The organism is Gilvimarinus sp. F26214L, from assembly GCF_054401055.1.
Genome location: NZ_JBTIYG010000006.1, coordinates 236949 through 258510 on the forward strand (window position 1 = coordinate 236949; position 21562 = coordinate 258510).

12 protein-coding genes and 2 tRNA genes are annotated in these 21562 nt (G+C 59.7%); 4 read left to right on the forward strand and 10 right to left on the reverse strand.

All coding sequences use genetic code 11. The features are described from left to right. Positions 1-94 precede the first annotated feature (94 nt). The 6 genes from ACURWW_RS09135 to ACURWW_RS09160 form a co-directional block, all read right to left on the reverse strand. Entirely contained in the window at positions 95-1036 is a 942-nt protein-coding gene (locus ACURWW_RS09135; protein WP_445616503.1) for a ribose-phosphate pyrophosphokinase, read from the reverse strand. A gap of 453 nt (positions 1037-1489) precedes the next feature. Continuing rightward, positions 1490-1564: transfer RNA gene (locus tag ACURWW_RS09140), tRNA-Gln, on the reverse strand. 142 nt (positions 1565-1706) lie between these two features. After that, positions 1707-1791: transfer RNA gene (locus ACURWW_RS09145), tRNA-Gln, on the reverse strand. An 18-nt stretch (positions 1792-1809) separates the two neighbouring features. Further along, on the reverse strand, positions 1810-2646 hold the full coding sequence (gene ispE, locus ACURWW_RS09150; RefSeq protein ID WP_445616504.1) for a 4-(cytidine 5'-diphospho)-2-C-methyl-D-erythritol kinase: 837 nt from the start codon (positions 2644-2646) through the stop codon (positions 1810-1812). Then, positions 2646-3236, reverse strand: coding sequence for a lipoprotein insertase outer membrane protein LolB (gene lolB, locus ACURWW_RS09155; RefSeq protein WP_445616505.1), 591 nt, complete (start codon positions 3234-3236; stop codon positions 2646-2648). The genes ispE and lolB overlap by 1 nt, the downstream gene beginning before the upstream one ends. Then, complete coding sequence (locus ACURWW_RS09160) at positions 3236-4999, reverse strand: tetratricopeptide repeat protein (RefSeq protein ID WP_445616506.1); 1764 nt, start codon at positions 4997-4999, stop codon at positions 3236-3238. Before ACURWW_RS09160 ends, lolB begins: the two co-directional genes overlap by 1 nt. A 425-nt stretch (positions 5000-5424) precedes the next feature. On the opposite strand from ACURWW_RS09160, the gene hemA reads away from it, so the two are divergent. Genes hemA through ACURWW_RS09180 form a run of 4 tightly spaced genes read left to right on the forward strand, consistent with a single transcriptional unit; the run spans position 5425 to position 9399 of the window. Then, positions 5425-6699, forward strand: a complete 1275-nt coding sequence (hemA, locus tag ACURWW_RS09165) for a glutamyl-tRNA reductase (RefSeq protein ID WP_445616507.1) — start codon at positions 5425-5427, stop codon at positions 6697-6699. Further along, a complete protein-coding gene (gene prfA / locus ACURWW_RS09170; RefSeq protein ID WP_445616508.1) occupies positions 6696-7784 on the forward strand; it encodes a peptide chain release factor 1 in 1089 nt (362 codons plus the stop codon). Before hemA ends, prfA begins: the two co-directional genes overlap by 4 nt. Positions 7785-7789: 5 nt before the next feature. Next, complete coding sequence (prmC, locus tag ACURWW_RS09175) at positions 7790-8632, forward strand: peptide chain release factor N(5)-glutamine methyltransferase (protein ID WP_445616509.1); 843 nt, start codon at positions 7790-7792, stop codon at positions 8630-8632. Beyond that, entirely contained in the window at positions 8632-9399 is a 768-nt protein-coding gene (locus ACURWW_RS09180; RefSeq protein WP_445616510.1) for a molybdopterin-synthase adenylyltransferase MoeB, read from the forward strand. Before prmC ends, ACURWW_RS09180 begins: the two co-directional genes overlap by 1 nt. Here the strand turns inward: ACURWW_RS09180 and ACURWW_RS09185 are convergent. The 4 genes from ACURWW_RS09185 to ACURWW_RS09200 all read right to left on the reverse strand — a co-directional run bounded on the left by ACURWW_RS09185 (position 9381) and on the right by ACURWW_RS09200 (position 21079). Beyond that, positions 9381-10814, reverse strand: a complete 1434-nt coding sequence (locus tag ACURWW_RS09185; protein WP_445616511.1) for an SLC13 family permease — start codon at positions 10812-10814, stop codon at positions 9381-9383. The two genes, ACURWW_RS09180 and ACURWW_RS09185, sit on opposite strands and share 19 nt — an antisense overlap. A 149-nt stretch (positions 10815-10963) precedes the next feature. Next, entirely contained in the window at positions 10964-13870 is a 2907-nt protein-coding gene (locus ACURWW_RS09190) for a TonB-dependent receptor plug domain-containing protein (protein WP_445616512.1), read from the reverse strand. Between the two features lie 461 nt (positions 13871-14331). Beyond that, the gene (locus ACURWW_RS09195; RefSeq protein ID WP_445616513.1) at positions 14332-17484 is read right to left on the reverse strand and encodes a TonB-dependent receptor domain-containing protein; all 3153 of its coding nucleotides are present in this window, start codon (positions 17482-17484) and stop codon (positions 14332-14334) included. Between the two features lie 535 nt (positions 17485-18019). Continuing rightward, positions 18020-21079, reverse strand: a complete 3060-nt coding sequence (locus tag ACURWW_RS09200; RefSeq protein ID WP_445616514.1) for a TonB-dependent receptor domain-containing protein — start codon at positions 21077-21079, stop codon at positions 18020-18022. Positions 21080-21562: the final 483 nt, after the last annotated feature.

Below are 21562 nucleotides of genomic sequence, written 5' to 3' on the forward strand. Positions count from 1 at the left end.
GCCTTATCCTCATAAAATAAATCCATAGCAGCCTGCGACCGACTGGCTATGGACTTTGGTCAGCCCCCGGAGACGCCCGGGGGAATGAATGAGCTCAATTGAACATTGCGCTCAGTGATTCTTCATTGCTGATGCGGCGCATGGCCTCAGCCAGCATCGTACTCAGCGTCAGCACGCGAATGCGTTGGCAGGCTTCGCCAGCGGCGCTCAGCGGAATCGAGTCAGTCACGACCAACTCGTCCAGTTGGGACCCATTGATGTTGTCGATCGCCTTGCCGGACAGCACCGGGTGGGTACAGTAGGCGATAACAGCACTGGCGCCCCGGTGTTTCAGCGCAGCGGCCGCGTTGCACAGTGTCCCGGCGGTATCCACCATGTCGTCGACCAGCAGACAGGTGCGGCCTTCCACCTCGCCGATCAGATTCATGACCTCGGAGGCATTGGCGGTGGGGCGGCGTTTGTCGATGATCGCCAGATCAATGTCCAGTTGCTTGGCCACCGCGCGGGCGCGAACCACGCCGCCGATATCCGGGGATACCACGATGGGCGCTTCCGGATTCTGACGCTCGATGTCTGAAAGCAGTACGGGTGAACCGTAGACGTTGTCCACGGGCACATCGAAAAAGCCCTGTATCTGTTCCGCGTGCAGATCGACAGTCAGCACCCGGTCGATACCGACACTGACCATCATGTCCGCCACCACCTTGGCGCTGATAGGCACTCGCGCGGAGCGCACGCGACGATCCTGGCGTGCGTACCCGAAGTAGGGGACAACGGCAGTGATACGGCCCGCGGATGCGCGGCGCAGAGCGTCCACCATCACAATCAGTTCCATGATGTTGTCGTTGGTGGGCGCGCAGGTGGGTTGCAGAACAAAAACGTCCCGACCGCGAACGTTTTCGTTCAGCTCGATATTGATCTCGCCGTCGGAGAATTTGCTGACGGTGGCATCACCCATGGGTATGCCAAGTTTCGACACGACCCTCTCCGCCAACTTGGGATTAGCGTTGCCGGTAAAGACCATTAAGTCTGCCATGTCGAGGACCTTGCTTCGGGACTGCTTTTCTTGATGTGTCGGCATCTTAAGGTGTTGCCGATGAGGGAATATGGCTGGGGTGGGAGGATAGATTCGCGCCGTCCTGGCGCTCACCCCTTCGGGGCAGCTTCACTTTGTTACGCTGTCCCAATTTGCTCCTGCAAATTGGTCGAACCTCTAACGGTTCGAACCCTCCCACGGTCAGCAGTGTTGGTTTTAGCCAACAAGCCAGAGAATTCTATGTTCTGTGGCTTTAAATATATGGCTGGGGTGGGAGGATAGATTCGCGCCGTCCTGGCGCTCACCCCTTCGGGGCAGCTTCACTTCGTTACGCTGTCCCAATTTGCTCCTGCAAATTGGTCGAACCTCTGACGGTTCGAACCCTCCCACGGCCAGCAGTGTTGGTTTTAGCCAACAAGCCAGAGAATTCTACATCCTGTGGCTCTAGTAATATGGCTGGGGTGGGAGGATTCGAACCTCCGCGTGACGGGATCAAAACCCGCTGCCTTACCGCTTGGCTACACCCCAACAGGTTATTGCTATCGCAATTCGCCAGGCTTTTCTATGCAGAAAAGCTATTTGTCTTTCTCGTGCGTAAAAGTTCCGGAGTATCTTCACCCTCCGTGGGAGGATTACTCGGCCCGTCCTGGGCCTCGCCCTTCGGGTTCGCTGGCGCTCATGCAAAATCGTTCCGGACGATTTTGTCGAACCTCCGCGTGACGGGATCAAAACCCGCTGCCTTACCGCTTGGCTACACCCCAACAGGTCAACTTTTATCGCGGAAGCAGTGCGTGTACGGGACTCTGGTTTACCCCCCGGGCCACAAAGCCGTGCCAGGGGCTGTCCGCAAGTACTGCTCGTGCGCTCGGTTCGGAATCGAAGGAGGCGAAAACGCTGGCGCCTGTTCCTGTCATCCGGACGGTTCCCGATGTGCGCGACTTCAGCCATTGGATGGCTTCGGACACCGGCGGAAAGAGCCTTTCCACCAGGGCCTGGCAGTCGTTCCGGGTACCCTGCTCCGAGAAGGCCGCTACTGTAATGGCGGCGCTGTCTCTTGTCAATTCTGGGTGACCAAAAACGAGAGCCGTGGAAACGCTGCACGCCGGTGTCAGCACCAGGTACCAAAGGTCCGGCATATCAATGGCTTGCAGCTTCTCGCCGACTCCTTCGGCCCAGGCGGTTCGGCCCTGCACGAACACGGGCACGTCCGCGCCCAATTGGCGGCCGAGTGCCGCCAGTTCGGCAAGAGCAAGACCCGTGCCCCAAAGTGCGTCCAGGGCGAGCAGGGTAGTGGCGGCGTCGGAACTGCCGCCTCCGATACCGCCGCCCATGGGAAGCTTCTTTTCCAGTTCGATGTGGGCCCCCCGGCGACATCCGGTTTCCGCCTGCAGGAGCCGAGCGGCGCGCAAAATCAGATTTTCGGAATCGGGAAGGCCCGCCGGCGCTCCGCTCAGGGTGAGGTGTCCGTCCGTTGGTTCAAAGTTGAGTTGGTCGCCGTAGTCGAGGAGCTGAAAAAGGGTTTGCAACTCGTGATAGCCGTCTGCCCGGCGACCGAGGATGTGCAGAAACAGGTTGAGTTTGGCTGGGGCGGGAAGGCTGAGAGGGCGCACTAGGGCAGCTCCCAACCGCTGATCAGCAAAGTGAGACGCAGATCGTCGCGCTCGGCCAGAATCTTCCCCGGCAAATTCCACGGGCCCACTGCCTGATAGTTGCTGTAGCGAAGGGTCCAGCCGGATTGCTCGAGAATGCTGAGCATCCCTTCAGCGGTAAAGTCCGAGCGCTCCGGGCGCGGCCCGGGGGCGGGCAGGCCCCGGACCCAGTATCGCAATTCGCTGATGGGAATCTGGCGCCCGAGCTGGGTGTAGACCAGGTCCTCGGGGCTGGCGGCAAACACCGGGTCCTCGCCCGCTTGCTCCAGGCGGACTCCATTGCGGTCGCCGCGGATCCAGGTGGCGCCCATTCCCAGGCTGCCACTCAGCCGGATGTCATATTGCCGGGCCCGGTTGTTCCACAGCACCCGAACGGTGTCGGATTCGCCCGGCACGCGCATGTTCATCTTGCCCGAGAGTTTCCAGTGGTCAATGGCAGCGAGGCGGCTCTGGTAGCGCTCGAAGTTGTCCACCGGGCTGAGTGGTTGCTGGGCACAACCGGCCAGGAGCAGAACGGCCAGGAATAAAGGCGCAACGCCCCGGCGAAGCATCAGATTTCCGCTTCCAGACGGCGCATGGCTTTGCGGATGAGCTCGCTGTCGGGGTTGAGTTCGAGGCCCCTGGCCCAGGTGGCCCGCGCCTCTTCCCGTTCGCCCACGACCCACAGCACCTCGCCCAGGTGGGCCGCCACTTCGTGATCCGGGAACACCTTCATAGCCTCCCGCAGCCGCAGCAGGGCTTCATCGTAGTTCCCCAGCCGATACTGAACCCAGCCCATGCTGTCGATGATGGCGGGGTCGTCCGGTTCGATGCTGAGAGCCTGCCTGACCAGCTTGTAGGCTTCTTCATAGCGATTGGTCCGGTCGGCCAGGGTGTAGCCCAGGGCATTCAACGCGGCGGCATTGTTCGGCTGATACTTCAGCACGGTTCGCAGGTCCTGCTCCATCAGATCGATCTGATTGCGTTCCACATTGATCATGGCGCGCGAGTAGAGCAGTTCCGTACTGGCTGGATGCAACGCGAGCGCCTCGGTCAGCAGAGCCTCCGCCTGGTCCAGGTGCCCGTGTCGGGCCAGAGCCTGAGCTTCGAGGAGATAGAATTGTTGGTTCTCCCCGGAGAGCCGGCGGCGCAGTTCGCGCATTTGTTGTTCCGCCGCGTCGAGATCGCCACGGCCGATCAGGATATCCAGTGTGTGATTAACGGCGGGGAGGAATTCCGGCCCCTGTTGCACCGAGCGGAAATGCCGAACTGCCGCGTCCAGGTTGCCGGCCTTCGCTTCCATCTGACCCAGGTGATAGTGGGCGGAGTCGGTCTGCTCACCCATGGTGATCAGCTTCATGAATGAATCACGAGCCAGATCCCCGTTGCCCAGTTCATTGGCTACGAGCGCGAGCGAGAGGATCAGTTCAGGGTCGTCGGGAGACTGCTGGACCAGGATTTCAAACTGTTCCTGGGCTTCCTGCAGGTCGATCCCCGCCAGCATGCGCGCGTACTGAAGGCGCAGGCGGCGGTTGTCCGGTTCCCGCTCCAGTAGGGTCAGCAGTTTGGTCAGGGCTTCCTGCGGGCGCTTCAATTGATAAAGCAGCTGGGCCTCAAGCACCGCGGCCGCTACATCGCCTTCCTCACTGTCCAGCGCACCGCGAACCTGGTCGAGGGCCTCTTCCAGCTCGCCCTCCTGCTGCAGGAGCAGGGCCCGACCAACCCGCAACTGCTGCTCCTGTGGATGGCTGTCCAGCAGGCGGTCGAAGTCGGCCATCAGGGATTCGCGCTGGGTGTCGGTCGCTTGTGCGGCGCGCGCGGCGATACTGTGGAAAATCGGTGTGCTGCCGAGGTCGAGCAGCTTCTCCGAATGCTCGAACGCATCCAGCAGCTGACCGTCCTGGGCCAGTTCCACAGCCGCGATGTACAGGGCTTCGGGATTGTCGGGCTCCAGTTCCACCCACAGCTGCGCCGTGCTCAGGGCCGCCTGGTGGGCGTTCAGGTAGCGCGCAATCCGCGCGGCCCGCGCGGTGACGGCAGGGTCGCGGGTGCGGTGGGCCTCCTGGATATAATTGCCCAGTTCAATGTCATAACGTCCGCGACTGCCGGCAATCTCGGCCACCAGAAGGGAATAAAAAGTTTCAATAGGAAACTCTCTGGCGGGCGGGCTGAACGTTTCCGCCGGGGAGTCTTCCCCGCCCTCCGAAACGACCACTTCCGTATCGGCTTCCTCGGGGGCGGCAGGCTCCGGCTGGGTCTCGGCCTGCTGAATGTTGGCACAGCCCCAAAGCAGGCTGGTGCCCAGTGCGATAACGGCAAGTTTGATTTGGTTCATGAATACCTGTTGTGTACAAGGGCGATGGTGCAGGTTGTTGTTGCGGATCGCTCCGTGCGCGGATGGCCCGATTTCGGAGGAACCCTGCTGTTTCTGCATGCTGCCCATTATGCGCAAGGGCTCTGACGGCCACAAGCCACGTGGAGCCCGCCTTTCCGAAGCCGCCGGCTTCAGTAAGAGCAACCATCAGCCGGAGTGTTCACTCGCGGCAGGGGGCCTGAATTGTCTATGATTGTAGCAGCTGATGTGAGGACCGGCCGGAATCGGTATAATGCCGACGACCTGTCGTCACCCAATTCATTCTTCGGGCCTGCCCGGCATCGCCCGCCAGTGAGATCTATGATACCGAGCCTGACTGACTCGCTCTCCTTGGTTGTAGTGCCGCGCCTGATCCGTACCCCTGCGCGCTAGCGACGCCTCCGTCTATGGCTCTTTTTACGTTTGGCATCAACCACGCCACCGCACCTCTCGAGATTCGCGAGAAGGTGGCGTTCGGCCCCGATATCATCTCGGATGCGCTGAACGACGCCAGGAGCGCCCTGCGCACGGATGAGGTTGCCATTTTATCGACCTGCAACCGCACCGAGATCTACGTGAGTCCGGCGGCACCGGTGGAGCCGCTGCTGCACTGGCTGGCCAGCTACCACCAACTGCCCCCGACGGACCTGGAAAAGTGCCACTACGCCTACCGGGGCGAGGATGCGATCCGCCACATGATGCGGGTGGCCTGTGGTCTGGACTCTCTCATTCTTGGCGAGCCCCAGATTCTGGGGCAGATGAAGTCCGCCTACGCCGTAGCCCGGGACGCAGGAACGGTCGGCAGCCGGCTGCACAACACCTTCCAGCAGGTCTTTGCGATTGCCAAGCGGGTGCGCACCGAGACCGCCATTGGGGAGAACCCGGTTTCCGTCGCCTTCGCGGCAGTTTCACTCGCCCAGCAGATCTTTTCCGATCTGCGGGAAGACACTGCGCTGCTGATCGGCGCGGGAGAAACCATCGAACTGGTGGCGCGTCACCTGCGCCATCAGGGGGTGACCCGGCTGATAGTGGCCAACCGGACACTGGGCCGTGCCCGGGAGGTGGCCGGCCATTTCGATGCCCAGGCCATCCTCCTGTCGGACATTCCCGAGCATCTGCACCGGGCCGATATCGTGATTTCCTCTACGGCCAGTCCCCTGCCGCTGCTCGGCAAGGGCACGGTGGAATCAGCGCTGAAGCGCCGCAAGCACAAGCCCATGTTTATGGTGGACATTGCCGTACCGCGCGATATTGAGCCCCAGGTCGGCGACCTGGACGACGTCTACCTTTATACAGTGGATGACTTGCGCCAGGTGATCGACCAGGGCCGGCGCTCCCGGCAGGCGGCCGCGGAGAAAGCGGGGGTCATTGTCGACGAGGGAGTGAGTTATTTCCAAAGTGAACTTCGGGCTCTCGAATCCGTGAATACCATCAAAGCCTACCGGCAAAAAGCCCACCGCCTGGCCGAAGCGGAGCTGCACAAGGCGCAGCGTGCGATCGCCCGCGGCGAGGATGTTCAAAAGGTGCTCCAGCAACTGAGCCGGGGACTGGTCAACAAGCTGACCCACACCCCCACCACCAAGCTCAAAGAGGCGGGCGCGGCCGGGCGCAAAGAGATCATTACCCTGACCCGGGAATTGTTCGACATCAACGAACTCGATACGAGTGACAATCACGAATGAAAGCATCCCTCCTGGATAAACTGGATCATCTGCACGACCGTTACAGCGAAGTCAGCGCACTACTGAGTGACCCGGAAATTATCGGCAACCAGAACAAGTTCCGCGACCTGTCCAAGGAGTACGCTGAACTTGAACCGGTTGTGAAGACCTATGAGCAATACCGGTCGGTACTGGGTGATATTGAAGAGGCGCAGGCACTGCTGAAGGATGGCGATGCGGAGATGCGGTCCATGGCGGAGGAGGAGCTGGCGTCCTGCACGGGCCGCCGCGAACCTCTGGAAGAAGAATTGCAGCGTCTCCTGTTGCCGCGCGACCCCAACGATGAAAAAAACGTCTTCCTTGAGATCCGTGCCGGAACCGGTGGGGACGAGGCAGCCATATTTGCGGGCGATCTTTTTCGCATGTACAGCAAGTATGCGGAAAAGCGCGGCTGGCGCATCGAGATATTGAGCGAGAACCCCGGTGAGCATGGGGGTTACAAGGAAATCATTTCCCGCATCGAAGGCAAGGGCGTGTACTCGCAACTGAAATTCGAATCGGGCGCGCACCGGGTGCAGCGGGTGCCGGAAACGGAGAGCCAGGGTCGCATCCATACTTCGGCCTGTACGGTCGCCATTTTGCCGGAAGCGGACGACGCGGAAGACATTGATATCAGCAAGGCGGACCTGCGCATTGACACCTTCCGGGCCAGCGGCGCCGGTGGGCAGCATGTGAACAAGACCGACTCCGCTATCCGCCTGACCCATATTCCTACCGGCATCGTGGTCGAATGCCAGGACGAACGCTCACAACACAAGAACCGGGCGCGCGCGATGTCGTTGCTGGCCGCCAAGTTGCAGAGCATGCAGGAGGAGAAGGCCGCGAAGGAATTCTCCGACGAACGCCGAAGCCTGGTGGGCAGCGGTGATCGCTCGGAGCGTATTCGCACTTACAATTTCCCCCAGGGCCGCGTGACGGATCACCGCATCAATCTCACCCTTTACAAACTGGATGAGGTCATGGAAGGGGAGTTGGACGAAGTGGTCCAACCGCTGGTTCACGAGCATCAGACCGATCAGCTCGCATCGCTCGCCGAGGCCGGATAATCACCATGGCCACCGTCGCGGAATGTTTGCGCCGGTCGACGGAACTGCAAGCCGTGAGCGATTCCGCCCGGCTCGACCTGGAACTCCTGCTGGCCCGCGCCCTGGGGAAACCCCGCAGTTATCTGTACACCTGGCCTGAAGCCGAAATCGACGGAAACCAACACCGGACATTCAGCGCACTGCTGAACGCCCGCAAGGAAGGGCGTCCCATGGCCCATCTGCTTGGGGAGAAGGAATTCTGGTCGCTCGCCCTGAAGGTTGACGAATCCACGTTGATCCCTCGCCCGGAAACGGAACTGCTGGTGGAATGCGCGCTGGAGCATTGCACGTCGAGCCCCTGTTCCGTTCTTGACCTGGGCACCGGCACGGGAGCCGTGGCTCTGGCTCTGGCCAGCGAACGGCCCGACTGGACCGTAGTGGCGGCGGACAAGAGCGGCAAGGCGGTTCAACTGGCCATTGAAAACTGCCGTTCGTTGAACCTCCACAATGTGCAGGTGCTGCGCAGTGACTGGTTCCACAATCTCACCGGCCAGAGCTTCGATATGATCGTGTCCAACCCGCCCTACATCGACGCAGCGGACTCTCATCTTCAGGCCGGGGACCTCCGTTTCGAGCCGCGTTCGGCGCTGGTTGCGAAGGATGGCGGACTGGCGGACATCCGGCTGATCGCCAACCAGGCGCGACAGCACCTGCGGCCAGAGGGCTGGCTGCTGGTGGAGCACGGTTACGATCAGGCGCGAAAGGTGCGCGATATTTTCCTGGCGGCGCATTACGGCAAAGTCGAAACCCGCCAGGACCTTGGAGGGCGAGATCGAGTCACCCTGGGACAATTCGGGAAGGGAGAGTAATGAAAGACGAAGAGCTACTTCGTTACAGCCGGCAGATTCTGCTGCCGGAGCTGGATGTGGACGGCCAGGAAAAACTGCTGCAGTCCCGCGTATTGATCGTGGGCATGGGCGGCCTGGGCAGCCCGGTTGCCATGTACCTGGCCGCGGCGGGAGTGGGGACTCTGAGTATCGCGGATTTTGACTCCGTCGAACTGAGCAACTTGCAGCGCCAGATCATCCACAACACCGCTAGCCTGGGCATCAGCAAGGTCGACTCGGCGACTAAAACACTTGCGGCGCTGAACCCGGATACCCGTGTGCTTCCTATCGAGGGCCGACTGAACGAAGCCAATCTGGACGCTGTGGTACAAACGGTCGATCTGGTGCTCGATTGCACGGACAATTTCTCCATCCGTTTCGCCCTCAATCGGGCCTGCGTCAACAACAGGGTACCCCTGGTGTCCGGGGCTGCGATTCGTCTGGAAGGGCAGGTCTCCGTATTCGATTCCCGCCGGGAGGACTCGCCTTGCTACAGTTGCCTCTATAGCCATGTGGACGACGAACAGCTCAGTTGTTCCCAGGCGGGTGTGCTCGCGCCCCTGGTCGGCATCATCGGCAGCATGCAGGCAACGGAAGCCATCAAGATACTGGCCGGCTTTGGCGAGCCTCTGGTCGGCCGGTTACAGGTGCTCGATGCAAAGACCATGAGCTGGCGGGAGCTGAGGTTGTCCAAAGATCCCGCGTGTGAGGTGTGCGGGGGCGGTGTGCCTCATCCCGCAACAAAGTAAACCACCGTGGTAATCACAATCGCACCCAGCAGATTCAACACAAGCCCCTCCCGGGCCATCTCCCGAACCGTAAGGCGATTGGCGCTGAAGACGATCACGTTGGGTGGTGTCGCGACAGGGAGCATGAACGCGCAGCTGGCACTCAGGGCGGCGGGAACCATCAGTAGTTTTGGATCCATTCCGGCGCCGGTCGCGGCGGCGGCCAGCACGGGCATCAACATCGTTGACGTCGCTGTGTTGCTGGTCACTTCGGTGAGAAAGGTCACCGTTAGACACACCACCAGAATGAGAACAATCGGCGGCAGTGAGGACAGGCCCCCCAATGCCTGCCCAAGGGCATCGCTGATCCCCGTGGTGGTAAATGCTTCGGCAATGGCCAGCCCGCCGGCGAACAGGATGAAGATACCCCAGGGAATGCGGACCGCGTGCTCCCAGTCGAGCAACTTTTCGTTCTTGTGCTCATTCCCTCCCGCCGGAATCAGGAACAGCGCTACCACGGCAATGAACGCAACGGAGGCATCATTGGCCTTCTCCAGACCCAGCCAGCTTTGCCAGCCGCCAAACGGGTTGCCACGCGTGATCCAGGCCAGTGCCGTCAAACCAAAAACCACCAGTACACGCTTCTGCGAGGTAGTCCAGGCGCCCGGGTCGGGGATGTTTACGCCCCCGCCGCTGTCCAGGTTCCGGGTGAGCCACAATGCCGCGAGAGGGATCATGAGCACCACAGCGGGCAAGCCCCAGCCCATCCAGTCCAGCAAGGTCAGTGCCTCGCCGGTGTACTGCTGATACGCACTCATGAACACCAGGTTCGGCGGGCTACCGATGTGAGTGGCCATGCCGCCGATACTGGCTCCATAGGCGACCCCGAGCAGCAGCGGAATTCCCAGCCGGCGATCTTCCGCTTTTTCCAGCACCGCGAGCACGATTGGCAGCAGCATGAGAGCGGTCGCCGTGTTGGAGATCCACATGGACAGCAGGGCAGAGGCCAGCATGAAGCCAATGACCAGACGGCGGCTGCTGACTCCGCCGATCAAGCGGACCGTCCCCAAGGCCAATTGTTGGTGGGTGTTGGTTTTCTCGAGCGCCTTGGACAGAAGACTGCCGCCCACGAACAAAAGAATGAGCGGATTACCATAAGCGGATGCAACCTGCTGGCCGCTGAGTACGCCCAGCATTGGAAACGCTCCCAGAGGAATCAGGGAGGTCGCGGCCAGGGGAATGGGTTCGAAAATCCACCAGGCGGCCGTGAGAAATGCGATCCCCCCGGCGAAGCAGGCTTCCCGGCTCCAGCCGTAATTGGCCATGGTGACCCCAAGCACCAGGGCCAGAGTGGGGGCCCACCAGAGCGCGTGGTGTTTCGCGAGCGCGGCAAACTGGTGGAGCGTATGATTCAGCGGCAGGGTTTCGGCGGGCATGGGATTATTCTACTTATGTCAAAGCGGGAGCAAGCTATTTAAGCATCGACCTCGCCAGAGGTTCAACAGCTCCCATTGCGGTAGACCACGAAGGCAAAAAAAAGGGGGCTGCACAAGCAGCCCCCCGCATGAGGGAGAAAGAATTGCACTTACTCGAAGGAGTAGGTGCCTTCAATGTAGAGCATGCGACCGGTAGGATCCTGCAGACGGGTTTCGAGGCCGCCGAGGATCGGCAGACGCTGGGGCCGCTCATCCAGCAGGTTGTTCGCACCCAGGGCAAACTCGACACGTCCACCAGCCAGCTGGTCGAAATTGACCGCGTAGCGCAGGTCCACAATGGTCTGTGCATTGATCGTTTCGGGCACCGACGCTCCCAGGCCGGGGCCGTAGGCCGGACCGACCGACGAATCAAACTCCACTTCATCCTGATAGTTGAACGTCAGGCCCACATGATGGCGATCCAGCAGCCACCCAAAGCGGAGTTGGTGCTTCATTTCCGGCAGCGGCGGCGCGATGTCGGAATCGCCGTTTTGCTTGCCGGCCGCATCGGCCCGCGCGCCCCAGGCATCCTGGTACTCGTATTTCGCATAGGCCGTGGTGGACCAGTTTGTGCTCAGGTAGCCCCAGCGCCCCATGTCCATGCCGTGTCGAATGCGAAAATCGATTACGTCCACTTCCACGGCGGTGATGTTGTTGGGCTCACGGATTACCTGCAGGACATCGCCGGTGGCCGGGTCGCGGATGATCCCGGAATCTGCTTCGGGTGATGAATGCCAGCTTTGCAGGACGGCCAGTTGATCCGGGTCGGAAAGGTTCGACCAGTCGCCCTGGTTCAGGCCGTTTTCCTGAAGCATATTGGCGAAATCCATGTTGAGCGTATCTGTGCTGCTCAAACGGATAATGCGATCGGAATAGTCGATTTGCTGGTAATCCAGGCTGAACTCGAGGTTATCCGTCGCCTTCCAGGTGGCGCCGAGGTTGAAGATCTCGGATTCTTCCGGATCGAGATCCGGGTTACCGTTGGAGCAAGAAAGGGCGTTGGCCAAATCTCCACCGGTGACCGGATCGGTGCCGCTAAACAGTTCGCTGCACTGGGGGTTGTCGTCAATGGTGACTTCGCTGACCGTGGGGGCGAGGAAGCCCTCACCGACCGATGCGCGTAGCGACAAATTATCCAGCGGCTGGTAACGGAAGGAAACTTTCGGCACCGTGGCGGACATGCCCAGGTCCCGGAAGTCTTCATAGCGCATGGCCAGAGTCATCTCCAGTTCGTCAGCGATAGGAACCAGAAACTCGGTAAACAGCGAGCTGACAGCGGACTCGGTTACGCTCCTGCCGCTGACCCCGTTGTTTACTGCCGAGTTGTAGTCCTGGCTTGCGGGACCGCCGTCGGCTGCGGCGTTGGTGTAGATCTCACTCGCAGTCCGCGCCAGAGGGTTGCCCTGGATCATGTACTCTGTTTCCCGGAACTGAGCCCCAACTGCTACCTGCACAGCACCGGCGGGCAGTTCGAACAAATCGCCGGTAACAAAACCTTCCACGCTCCAGTACTCAGTTTCAGACGCTTCGTACTCATCAGAGTGATAGAGCCAGTTCACCAACGTTTGATCGTTGGCCGTACACCCCGCCCCTGTTCCGGTTTCGCATGGGACGTAGTCCGGCGAGTGGACGCTGGCACTGTAGAAGGGGTTGAACCATTGATCTCCGTCTGGCCCCCCTTCGCCCCGGAGAGCCATGCTCAAGCGGTCCAGATTGAGCCAGGTGTTCTTGATAGTGGTGGAGGAGTTGGCTCGCGTGGCCCACGCTTCGCCGGTCCAACCGGAGCCCATGTCGAACTCGGTGCCCAGGGCAAGCGAGGTAGTTACATAATTCCAGGGCGTGTTCAACGACCCGCGGTCGTCCATGAAACTTGGCTGAGTTGCTCCGTTCGCGGAAAACGGTCGCCAGTTGCGCGGCGTGACTGTGTAGGGGAAGGGGCTGTTTGGGTGAACCGGTGAAATGTTCAGCAAGTCGTTGCTTCCCCGTTCTGCGGTCGACGGCGTCGAAACCAGGACAGATGTTCGATCGTTGTAATTGAGAAAACCGCGAAGGGTCACCGAGTCGTTCAACTCGTAGGATGCGGTAAGATAAGTGACGAGATCTTCATACGGGCGCTTGTAATCCTGAAACTGGCCATACTCCATTGTGCAAGCCAGTGCGATCGGCAAGCCCGTGCCGAGATCGGTGGGGAGCCCGCCCGGGTAGCTTCCAGCCAGGCCGTCATCTTCCCGCCCCGCGTTCCCCGTGCCGCATCCGGGATCCACGCCGCCGAAGCCCCCTGTGGCTGCAACGGAATAGCTGCCGGGATTGCCGGAGATGCTGGTGTCATTATCCGCACGCAAATAATCGGGGCGGTCGGAACGGTGAAGAGCATCTTTTCGTTCCGAGTAATCGATTGCCGCAACAACATCAAGGCGATCAAAACTGCGTCCGAAGAGCAAGGATACTTTTGGCTCGTAGATGTCCCCCTCGCTGTCCTGGGTATAGAACCCGCGCACTTTTGCTCCGTCAAAGCGCTGAATCGGAATCAGGTTCACCACCCCTGCCACCGCATCAGTGCCGTACGTTGCTGCGCCGCCATCTAGAATGACTTCAACCCGATCCAGAGCGATGTCGGGAATGATGCCGGCTACTGCACCCGAATTAAGAACCCGTCGTCCGTCCATCAGGGTGAGAGTGCTGGACGTCCCCAGGCCCCGCAGGTTGAACCGTGCGGAGTTGGAATCCTGCTGACCGTCAGCGACACTCAACACGTTGGCCACGGTGTCTACGTTGGCAGTGTAGGTCAGGTCACGGATATACGGCCCGATACTGGTGTAACCGGATGTTTGAATATCTACCGCGTCGATGCTTTCGACCGGGGAGGCCATATCGAACTTGTCGCGTTTGATGAATGACCCGGTGACAACAATTTCTTCAACAGTCGGGTCCGCACCTTCGTTTTCCTGGGCGAGAATGGGATGACTCAAACTCGCAGTCGCGGCCAGGATGGCAAAGTAGAGTGGGCGCCTCTTCATGGTTCAACCTCTCGTTTTCTGGTTTTTTTTGGTTATGAGCTAACGAAAACGGTTGTCCAGGAGTAACGACGGATCGGATCAGAACCTATTCTGCCCGTGCAGCAACGCGCATGGGCAGTGTCCAACTTGGGATCGGCGGCAGTCGTTCTTCTGTTATCTATTTATTGATCAAGAGACAGATTGCGGGTGTATCACCAACGTTTGCAGCGGGGGAGCTTACGAGTTGATCTCGTTGCGGGGATTTGTGTCCAACACCGCGGCCCGGTGTGGCAGGTCCCTTGTTATAAAGTTATTTATCCCTGCTGCCATTCGCGTTGTGGTACACGAGCGGTATGGCAAAATACTAAACCCGTGGGTCACGAAAGGTCAACATAAAACTACGTTTTACCAACCAACCTTTACTTCTCGCCCAAAAAAAGGGCGGCCACTGGCCGCCCTTGACGCTTCTTAACCTCGTGCTATTAAAAGCGCTTCTGGAACCCGATCTCGAACATTCGGCCCAGCGGGTTACCGATGCGCGGATCGTAGCCCAGTTCCTGACGGGACTCCGGTGGTTCGCGATCCGTCAGGTTGAGGACTGAGGCGCTGAACGTGGCGTTCCAGGGCAGGTCCACGTTGTAGTGGATATCGGCTGAAATCCAGTCTTCGCCCTTGACCCCGTAATCGGAAACGTTGCCCCCGACGGTCAAGGCTGAGGTGTTCAGCGATCCGTTCGGCAGGAGGTAGCGCTCGTCATCCACGCCACTAATGTAATTCAATACAAAGCGTGTGTTGTGGATGTCCTTGGCGAAGTTGGTGCTCAGGTTGGTGCGCCACTTCGAGGAGGCGAAAGCAATGGTTTCATAGTTGAGGTAGCCAAGCCTGTCGTCCTCGGGTTGAAGAACGTAGCCGTCCAGCACTGTTTCCTCGTTGATATCCTCGACAACCCGGGTGCCCTTCCACTCGAAGCGCAGATCCCCGTCCATGAACGGAAAGCCATAGCTCACCTGGATGTCATAGCCCGCGGTACTCTGGCCCGGGCCGTTGCCCCGTTCGGTGCTGATGCTGGAAAATCCGGTGGCGTCGGTGACGCCCTGGGTACACCCGCCGTTGAACGTCACCCGATTGACCAAGGGGTGAGAGCAATCCGCAAGATTCGGATTACTTCCGTTGTCGATGCTGAATACGGCATCGGCGATATCGTTCGCGGAAGCGAGCAGGCTAATCTCGTCTTCCGTCTGGATGTCGAAATAATCCACGATAATGCGGAAGTCACTGTCATCCGTAAAACCGGCGGACTGCCAGATCACCCCGAGGCTGCCCACTTTGGCGGTTTCCGGCTCGATATCCGAGCGGGTCACCGTCTGCGCGCCCAGCCAGGCGCCGCCGGCCACCGTAAAGTTGTTAACGCCGTTGTCGATTTCTCCGGGAACGATGCCGATGCCGGGCGCCTGGTAGTTGGTGCCAAAGGCGCCGCGCAGGGCCAGGTTCTCAGTGGCCTGCCACTTGGCGGACACCTTGTACACCGTCGCGTCCAGACCGCCGGAAAACTCTTCGTAGCGGCCCGCAGCTGTGATGTTCAGGCTATCGAGTACGGGCAGGTTGAACTCCACGAATGCCGACTCCTGTTCCTGCTCCAACCGGTCCGGCGGATTGGTTCCGAAGAACTGAAACGGCCCGGGGCGGTCCGGCGTACAGCCGTTATAGTCGGGGTTGGGGCTGCCGTTAATTGTTGGCGGCTGGGGACTCTGACCCGATTCATTGGGCCAGACACAGGGCTGGCTGCCGTTGTAGAAGTCACTGAAGACCGTTTCCCGGGAATGAGTCTGCCGCCACTGCAGACCGGCACCCCAGGCGACGGCGCCGCCAGGTAGTTCCGCTCCCGGAACGACTCCATTGAGGACGAAATCAACTGTCAGGTTGTCGACCACCTCTTCGGCGGCCCGCTTGTCAAACAGCCAATGCACCAGTTCAGGCGAATTGGTGTAATCGGCGCCGCCATACGCGGGGTTGGAGAGGCCGAGCAGGGGCTGACCGGCAAAGTTCGAAGCGAAAGGGTTGTACCACATACAGCCATTCTGGCCCGCCGCTGCGGGGTTCTGGGTGCCGAAACGTGTGTCATCCAGGTCCGCTGCATTACAGTTGGGCCCCCCGAAACCATTCAGTGCTTCCTGCAGGCGGTGAGCGATAAGATCGGGACTGTCCGCATAGGCGGTTCCATGGTTGTACGTGATGCCGAAATCGTAGCCGATCCCGTTATCCCACTCGCCGTCCACGCCAGTGGACAGGTGCCAGTACTTGTTGTCGATGGTGCTGGCGACACTGGAGTTGTTTCCTTCAGCGAAATACGGATTGCCTCCGTGCGCAAAGGCCCGGTAAGTAAACGCTGTTACGCCTTGTACCGCCCCATACACCGGGACCTCCGGGGTATTGGGGTCGCCATCGTGGTCGGCGGTCGCGTCGACGAGACCGGTACGATTGGCAAATTCGTCGAAGTAGGGGTTGGTGCGGGGAACATAGAACTGCCCCGTGGCACCTTCATGGAGGGCGGTCCCCCGGATCACCGGCTGCGAGGGGGAACCCTCGACCGCCGGAGCATTGATGCGGGCAAAGCCCAGACGCAGGTGGAAATCCATTTTGTCCGAGACCGCGGAGGTCACTTGTCCGAACAACCGATAGGTATCCTGCTCCTCAACCAGGTTGTAGTAGGATGCGTAGTTGTAGCGACAGTCCAGTGCTCCAGGGGTCCCCCCGACCGCCGCACAGGACGCGGCGTCGAAGTCGTTGACCATGGCCAGCAAAGTGCCGAACTCGCCCGTGGGAGCAAAAACCCGTCCCTCCAGATCTGTACCCGCGAGCGGGTCGGTCAGGGTTGGGTTGGGTGTGGGCGGCAGTGAAGCGTGGGCAAACCAGGCGGAGAGGTTGGTCAGATGGGAAGTCGGTGCCGGATTCACCGCATAGGGTTGGCTGGAAACATCCCGGTCTAAGGTGTCCAACTCGGACCGATGCTCCCATTCAGCGGACCACATGATGTTCGTATCTCCGCTGCCAAAACCACCCAGCATGCTCAGGTTATATTCGCCGTCGGAGTCGCTAATGGCCTTGTACGAAGCGTCAAACTCGAATCCTTCATAGGATTCACGGGGAATAAAGTTGACGACACCCCCGGTGGCATCGGCACCGTAGGTTACCGCTGCACCGTCTTTGAGGACTTCGACGCGCTGCAGCGCCGCGTAAGGAATAATGGACGAGTTGGAGCCGCCTTCCGGAGTGGTGCTTTCGTGAACACGTCGGCCGTCAAACAAAACCAGGGTCTTGTCCGCACCGAGGCCCCGAAGGTTGTACTGCACGTTGCCGGTCAGTTCGGCACCGCCAAAATAATAGGCCTCACCGGAAGTCGGGCCTGAAGAGGTCAGGCTTTTTGCAAATTCCAGCGCGCTCGGCGAGCCCGAAAGCCGCATGTCCTCCATGGTATGCACCTCCACCGGAAGCGCTGCATCTTCCGGGGTGCCCCGGATCAATGACCCGGTTACCACGATTTCCTCAATTGCCTCGCCGCTGTCTTGTGCGAGCGCCGTTGCCGGTACTGCCAGGCTACAGCATAGAATCCCTCGATAGATTGGATTGAGCTTCATTGTTATACCTCTCGCTTGCTTGTTTTATCGTTATTAAGGGTTTTGCCATTTCGACTGATGCGAAATTTCGGCACTCGGCGCCATAGCGGGTACACCGAGCTAAACGGGAGAGGAGATGGTTTTCGGGCGGGATACGGGTGTGACGGGTCTGAACTACCGTGACTCGCGCAGGTGTATCAGTGCTCATACTAAGACTACCATCCGATCTCGTTATTTTTTTATCGTTGATAGCTGTCGTAGATACTGCGTGATTCTGCGATTGCAGCCTGGGTACTGCTTATCCTTTCTTTAAGATACTTGTGAATTATTGTTATTGGTTAATGTGACCAAACGTTCGAATTGGCTCGATCTTATACGGTTTCCAGAAAGAAGGTCAAGCGGGCGCCCGTAAACGAAGGGGTGGCTGATTGACGGTCATTGGGGGGGATGCGGGTGCAAATCGCGAAAGCGGGGGAAGCGGACCTTGGGGAAAGGGGAAAAAAAGCGGCCCGAAGGGCCGCTTGCAGTGGATCTGACCGGAGCTTCCGACAGCCTGCTAGAAGCGCTTCTGGAAGCCGATCTCAAAGGAGCGCATGAGCGGATTGCCGATGCGGGGATCGTAACCCAATTCCTGGCGCGACTCGGGCGGAGCTTCGTCAGTCAGGTTCTCAATGGATGCGCTGAGTGTGGCGTTCCAGGGAAGTTCTACCGTGTAGTGGAAGTCCCACACGACCCAGTCGTCCGCACTCATCCCGTAGTCGGAAGGTCCAAAAGCCTCGGTGGTACCCGGCTGGTAGCCCGAGGGCGTCATGAAGGCCAGGTCAAGGGATCCGTCATCGCTGTAGAAGCGCTCGTCATCCACGCCGCTGATGAAGCTCATGCCCAGTCGGAAGTTGTGGATGTCCTGCGCATAGTTCACATGCATGTTCGTCCGCAACTCGGAGGCAGAACTGGCGATGGTTGCGAAGTTCAGGTAGCCCAGCCGGTCCTCACCCGGGTCAAGAACATAGCCGTCCAGGGTTGTCTCGGTGAACTCGAACTTCTGCAGCTTGGTGGCAGTGAGATTGAAACTCAGGTCACCTTTGTAGAAGGGCATTCCGTAGTTCAGCTGCACGTCAAAACCTGCTGTGTGCTGACCCGGGCCGTTACCGTAGTCCCGGCGAACCGAGGCAAAGTCATTCGCGGTGGTCACACCCTGTACGCAGGAGCCGCCGTTGAACTGTACTCGTCCCGCAAGCGCGTGGTCACACTGGGCCAGGTTTGGGGCGGAGTCGTTGTCGATGTTGAACACCGCGGCGGCGATGTCGTTTGCCGACGCCAGAAAGCCCAGCTCGTCTTCGGTCTCGATGTTGAAGTAGTCGAGAATTACCCGGACGTCGTGGTCAGGACTGAAGCCCTGGCTTTGCCAGATGGCCCCGAAGCTCCAGACCGTGGCGGTTTCCGGCTCGATATCATCACGAGTGTAGGTCTGCACGCCGAGCCATTTGCCGCCGGCGACCCCGTAGCTGTTGGTCCCGTTGACCACTTCGCCGGGGATCACCTCGGCGGAGGGAGCCTGGTAGTTGGTGCCGTACGAGCCGCGCAGGGACAGGTTATCGGTCGCGGTCCACTGGCCCGAGACCTTGTAGACGGTCGCATCCAGGTCTCCGGTAAACCACTCGTGGCGGGCTGCGGTCGACACATACAGCGATTCAAGCAGCGGGAAGTTGGCTTCTACGAAATATGAGCGCTGTTCCTGGCTGGCACTGTCGGGAGGGTTGGTGCCGAAAAAGAAGAACGGTCCGGGTGAATCCGGTGTGCAACCGTCAAAGGCGGGGTCGTCAGTGTCCCGCGGATCCTGCCCCGGCCAGGCGCAAGGAGTGCTGCCGTTGTAGAGCGGATCGGGAACATTTTCCCGCAATTCGGTGTTCCGCCATTGTACGCCTGCGGCCCAGCCGATGGTGCCTCCGGGCAGTTCCCATGGCGCGATGCCGTCCAGAACGAAGTCTACGGTTACGTTGTAGTTTTCGTCCTCCGCTTCGCGGTCATTGAACAGCCATGCATTCAACTGGTGGGGGTTTTCATCGCCTGGAACATGACTCGGGTTGTCCAGCCCGAGAATGGGTTGCCCGGCGAACTGTGATGCGAACGGGTTGTACCAGAGGCATCCATCCGTACCGGCGGCGCCGGGGTTCTGGGTTCCATAAGCCGTCGGGTCCAGGTCGACGGCATTACAGTTGGGGCCGCCAAACCCGTTCAGCGCTTCCTGAAGCCGGTGGCCCACAACGTCGGGATCGTCGTACCGCGACACTGACTGGTTGTAGGTAACCGCGAAATCATAGCCCACATCGTTGTCGAATCGGCCATTCAGACCGGTCGAAATATGCCAGTACTTGTTGTCGATTTCCCGGGGCATGCTGTGGTTGTCGCCCTGCACCCGTGTGTCATTGCCACCGTGAGCGAACGGCCGATAGAGGATGGGGGTGTAGCCTTCGGTCAGCCCGTACAAGGGGTCATCGGCCCATCCGGTGCGCTCGGCGAACTCTTGCGCGTAGGGGTTATTTTGCGGCACGTACAACTGAAACGCCGCGCCGGTCGTTTCGGCGGGGCCGCGGATCACCGGTTGCGAGGGTGAGCCGTAAGCATGTGGGGTATAAACCCGACCGAACGCAAAGTTGAGGTTGAAATCCATCGTGTCGCTGACCGCGGATTTCACCTGTGCGTAGATGCGATAAATGTCGTTGTCTTCGACAAGGTTGTAGAAGGGGATGTAATTGTAAGCACAACTCGGGTAATCGGGAACGAATACCCCTCCCACGGCCTCGCAGGACTCCTGGGTGAAATCCGCCACGCTGCCCATTCGGTGATTCCATTCCAGTTCATCGGCACTGGGGTCGCTCGGGGCATATGGTGCGGGCAGGGTCCCCCTGGGCACATAGGTGGCCAGGTTCGTCAGCGTAGACCAGGGCACCGGATTCTCGGCATAGGACAGGGTGGTGAAATCTCGTTCCGAGGCACTCAGCTCGGACCGATGTTCCCACTCCGCGGCCCACATGACGTTGGTATCGTCGCCTCCGAATCCGCCGAGCAGGCTCATGGTGTAATCGCCATCGGAGCCGTCGACGTACTTGTAGGACGAGTCGACTTCCAGCCCTTCGAAGCTGTCCCGTGTGATGAAATTGACTACGCCGCCCGTGGCGTCCGCACCGTACGTTACCGCCGCACCATCTTTCAGAACCTCAATGCGCTGGATAGCAGCGGCGGGAATGATGGAGGTGTTCTGGCTGATGCGACGCCCGTTGAACAGGGACAGGGTCTTATCCGAGCCGATTCCGCGCAGGTTGTACTGTACGTTGCCCGTGTTTGTAGCCCCTCCAAAAAAATGGGCTTCCCCCGCTGTCGGTCCTGATGATGTCAGGCTTTTTGCAAACTCCAGCGCGGTGGGTGCGCCACTGGCCTTGAGGTCCGCCGCCGAGTGCACCTCCACTGGCAGGGCCGCGTCCTCAGGCGTTCCGCGGATCAGAGAGCCGGTTACGACGATTTCTTCAATCGCCTGTCCTCCCCCTTGGGCAATGGCGGCGGCCGGCATCGCCAGGGCGCAACAGAGTATCCCTCGATAGATCGGGTTCAGTTTCATCTTCTACATACCTCTCACTGCTTGTAATTATCGTATTGAAGGTCTTTTGAGGTGTTTCGGAAGGGTCCGAAATCACATTGCCCCGGCGTGTAGAGCGCAGGAGCAAATTCGGTCAGCCGGTCAGGGCGCAGCAGTGCAGCCCATGTCCGCGTGGGTCGGATGGGGAACGGAATAAACCTGGGGAATCAGCTTGATGTCTCGCAAAACTACCGCTCCGTTTTGATTATTGTCGTAATGATGGTCGGAGTTTGGGGAGCGCAAATTTATGTTAATTGATGCGCCACGAAGGGATAATAAACCCGCCGGTCACGGAGCGACAAGGAACCAACCTAATAATAAAGTATTAGATTTGTTTAGTTTTGTAAGGGGTGCGTACTGGCAGGGTGTTGGGGGGCGGGCCACTGAGGGCGGTCGCGCCCTTCAGGTCAGGAATAAAAAAGGGGCGGCCAGATGGCCGCCCCTTCAAGCTACGGAAAAGCTCAG

Bases quoted from the DNA above. Each gene is read 5' to 3' on its own strand.
- ACURWW_RS09135 (WP_445616503.1), bottom strand. From the start codon at position 1,036: ATGGCAGACTTAATGGTCTTTACCGGCAACGCTAATCCCAAGTTGGCG.
- lolB (WP_445616505.1), bottom strand. From the start codon at position 3,236: ATGCTTCGCCGGGGCGTTGCGCCTTTATTCCTGGCCGTTCTGCTCCTG.
- ACURWW_RS09160 (WP_445616506.1), bottom strand. From the start codon at position 4,999: ATGAACCAAATCAAACTTGCCGTTATCGCACTGGGCACCAGCCTGCTT.
- hemA (WP_445616507.1), top strand. From the start codon at position 5,425: ATGGCTCTTTTTACGTTTGGCATCAACCACGCCACCGCACCTCTCGAG.
- prfA (WP_445616508.1), top strand. From the start codon at position 6,696: ATGAAAGCATCCCTCCTGGATAAACTGGATCATCTGCACGACCGTTAC.
- prmC (WP_445616509.1), top strand. From the start codon at position 7,790: ATGGCCACCGTCGCGGAATGTTTGCGCCGGTCGACGGAACTGCAAGCC.
- ACURWW_RS09180 (WP_445616510.1), top strand. From the start codon at position 8,632: ATGAAAGACGAAGAGCTACTTCGTTACAGCCGGCAGATTCTGCTGCCG.
- ACURWW_RS09185 (WP_445616511.1), bottom strand. From the start codon at position 10,814: ATGCCCGCCGAAACCCTGCCGCTGAATCATACGCTCCACCAGTTTGCC.
- ACURWW_RS09190 (WP_445616512.1), bottom strand. From the start codon at position 13,870: ATGAAGAGGCGCCCACTCTACTTTGCCATCCTGGCCGCGACTGCGAGT.
- ACURWW_RS09195 (WP_445616513.1), bottom strand. From the start codon at position 17,484: ATGAAGCTCAATCCAATCTATCGAGGGATTCTATGCTGTAGCCTGGCA.
- ACURWW_RS09200 (WP_445616514.1), bottom strand. From the start codon at position 21,079: ATGAAACTGAACCCGATCTATCGAGGGATACTCTGTTGCGCCCTGGCG.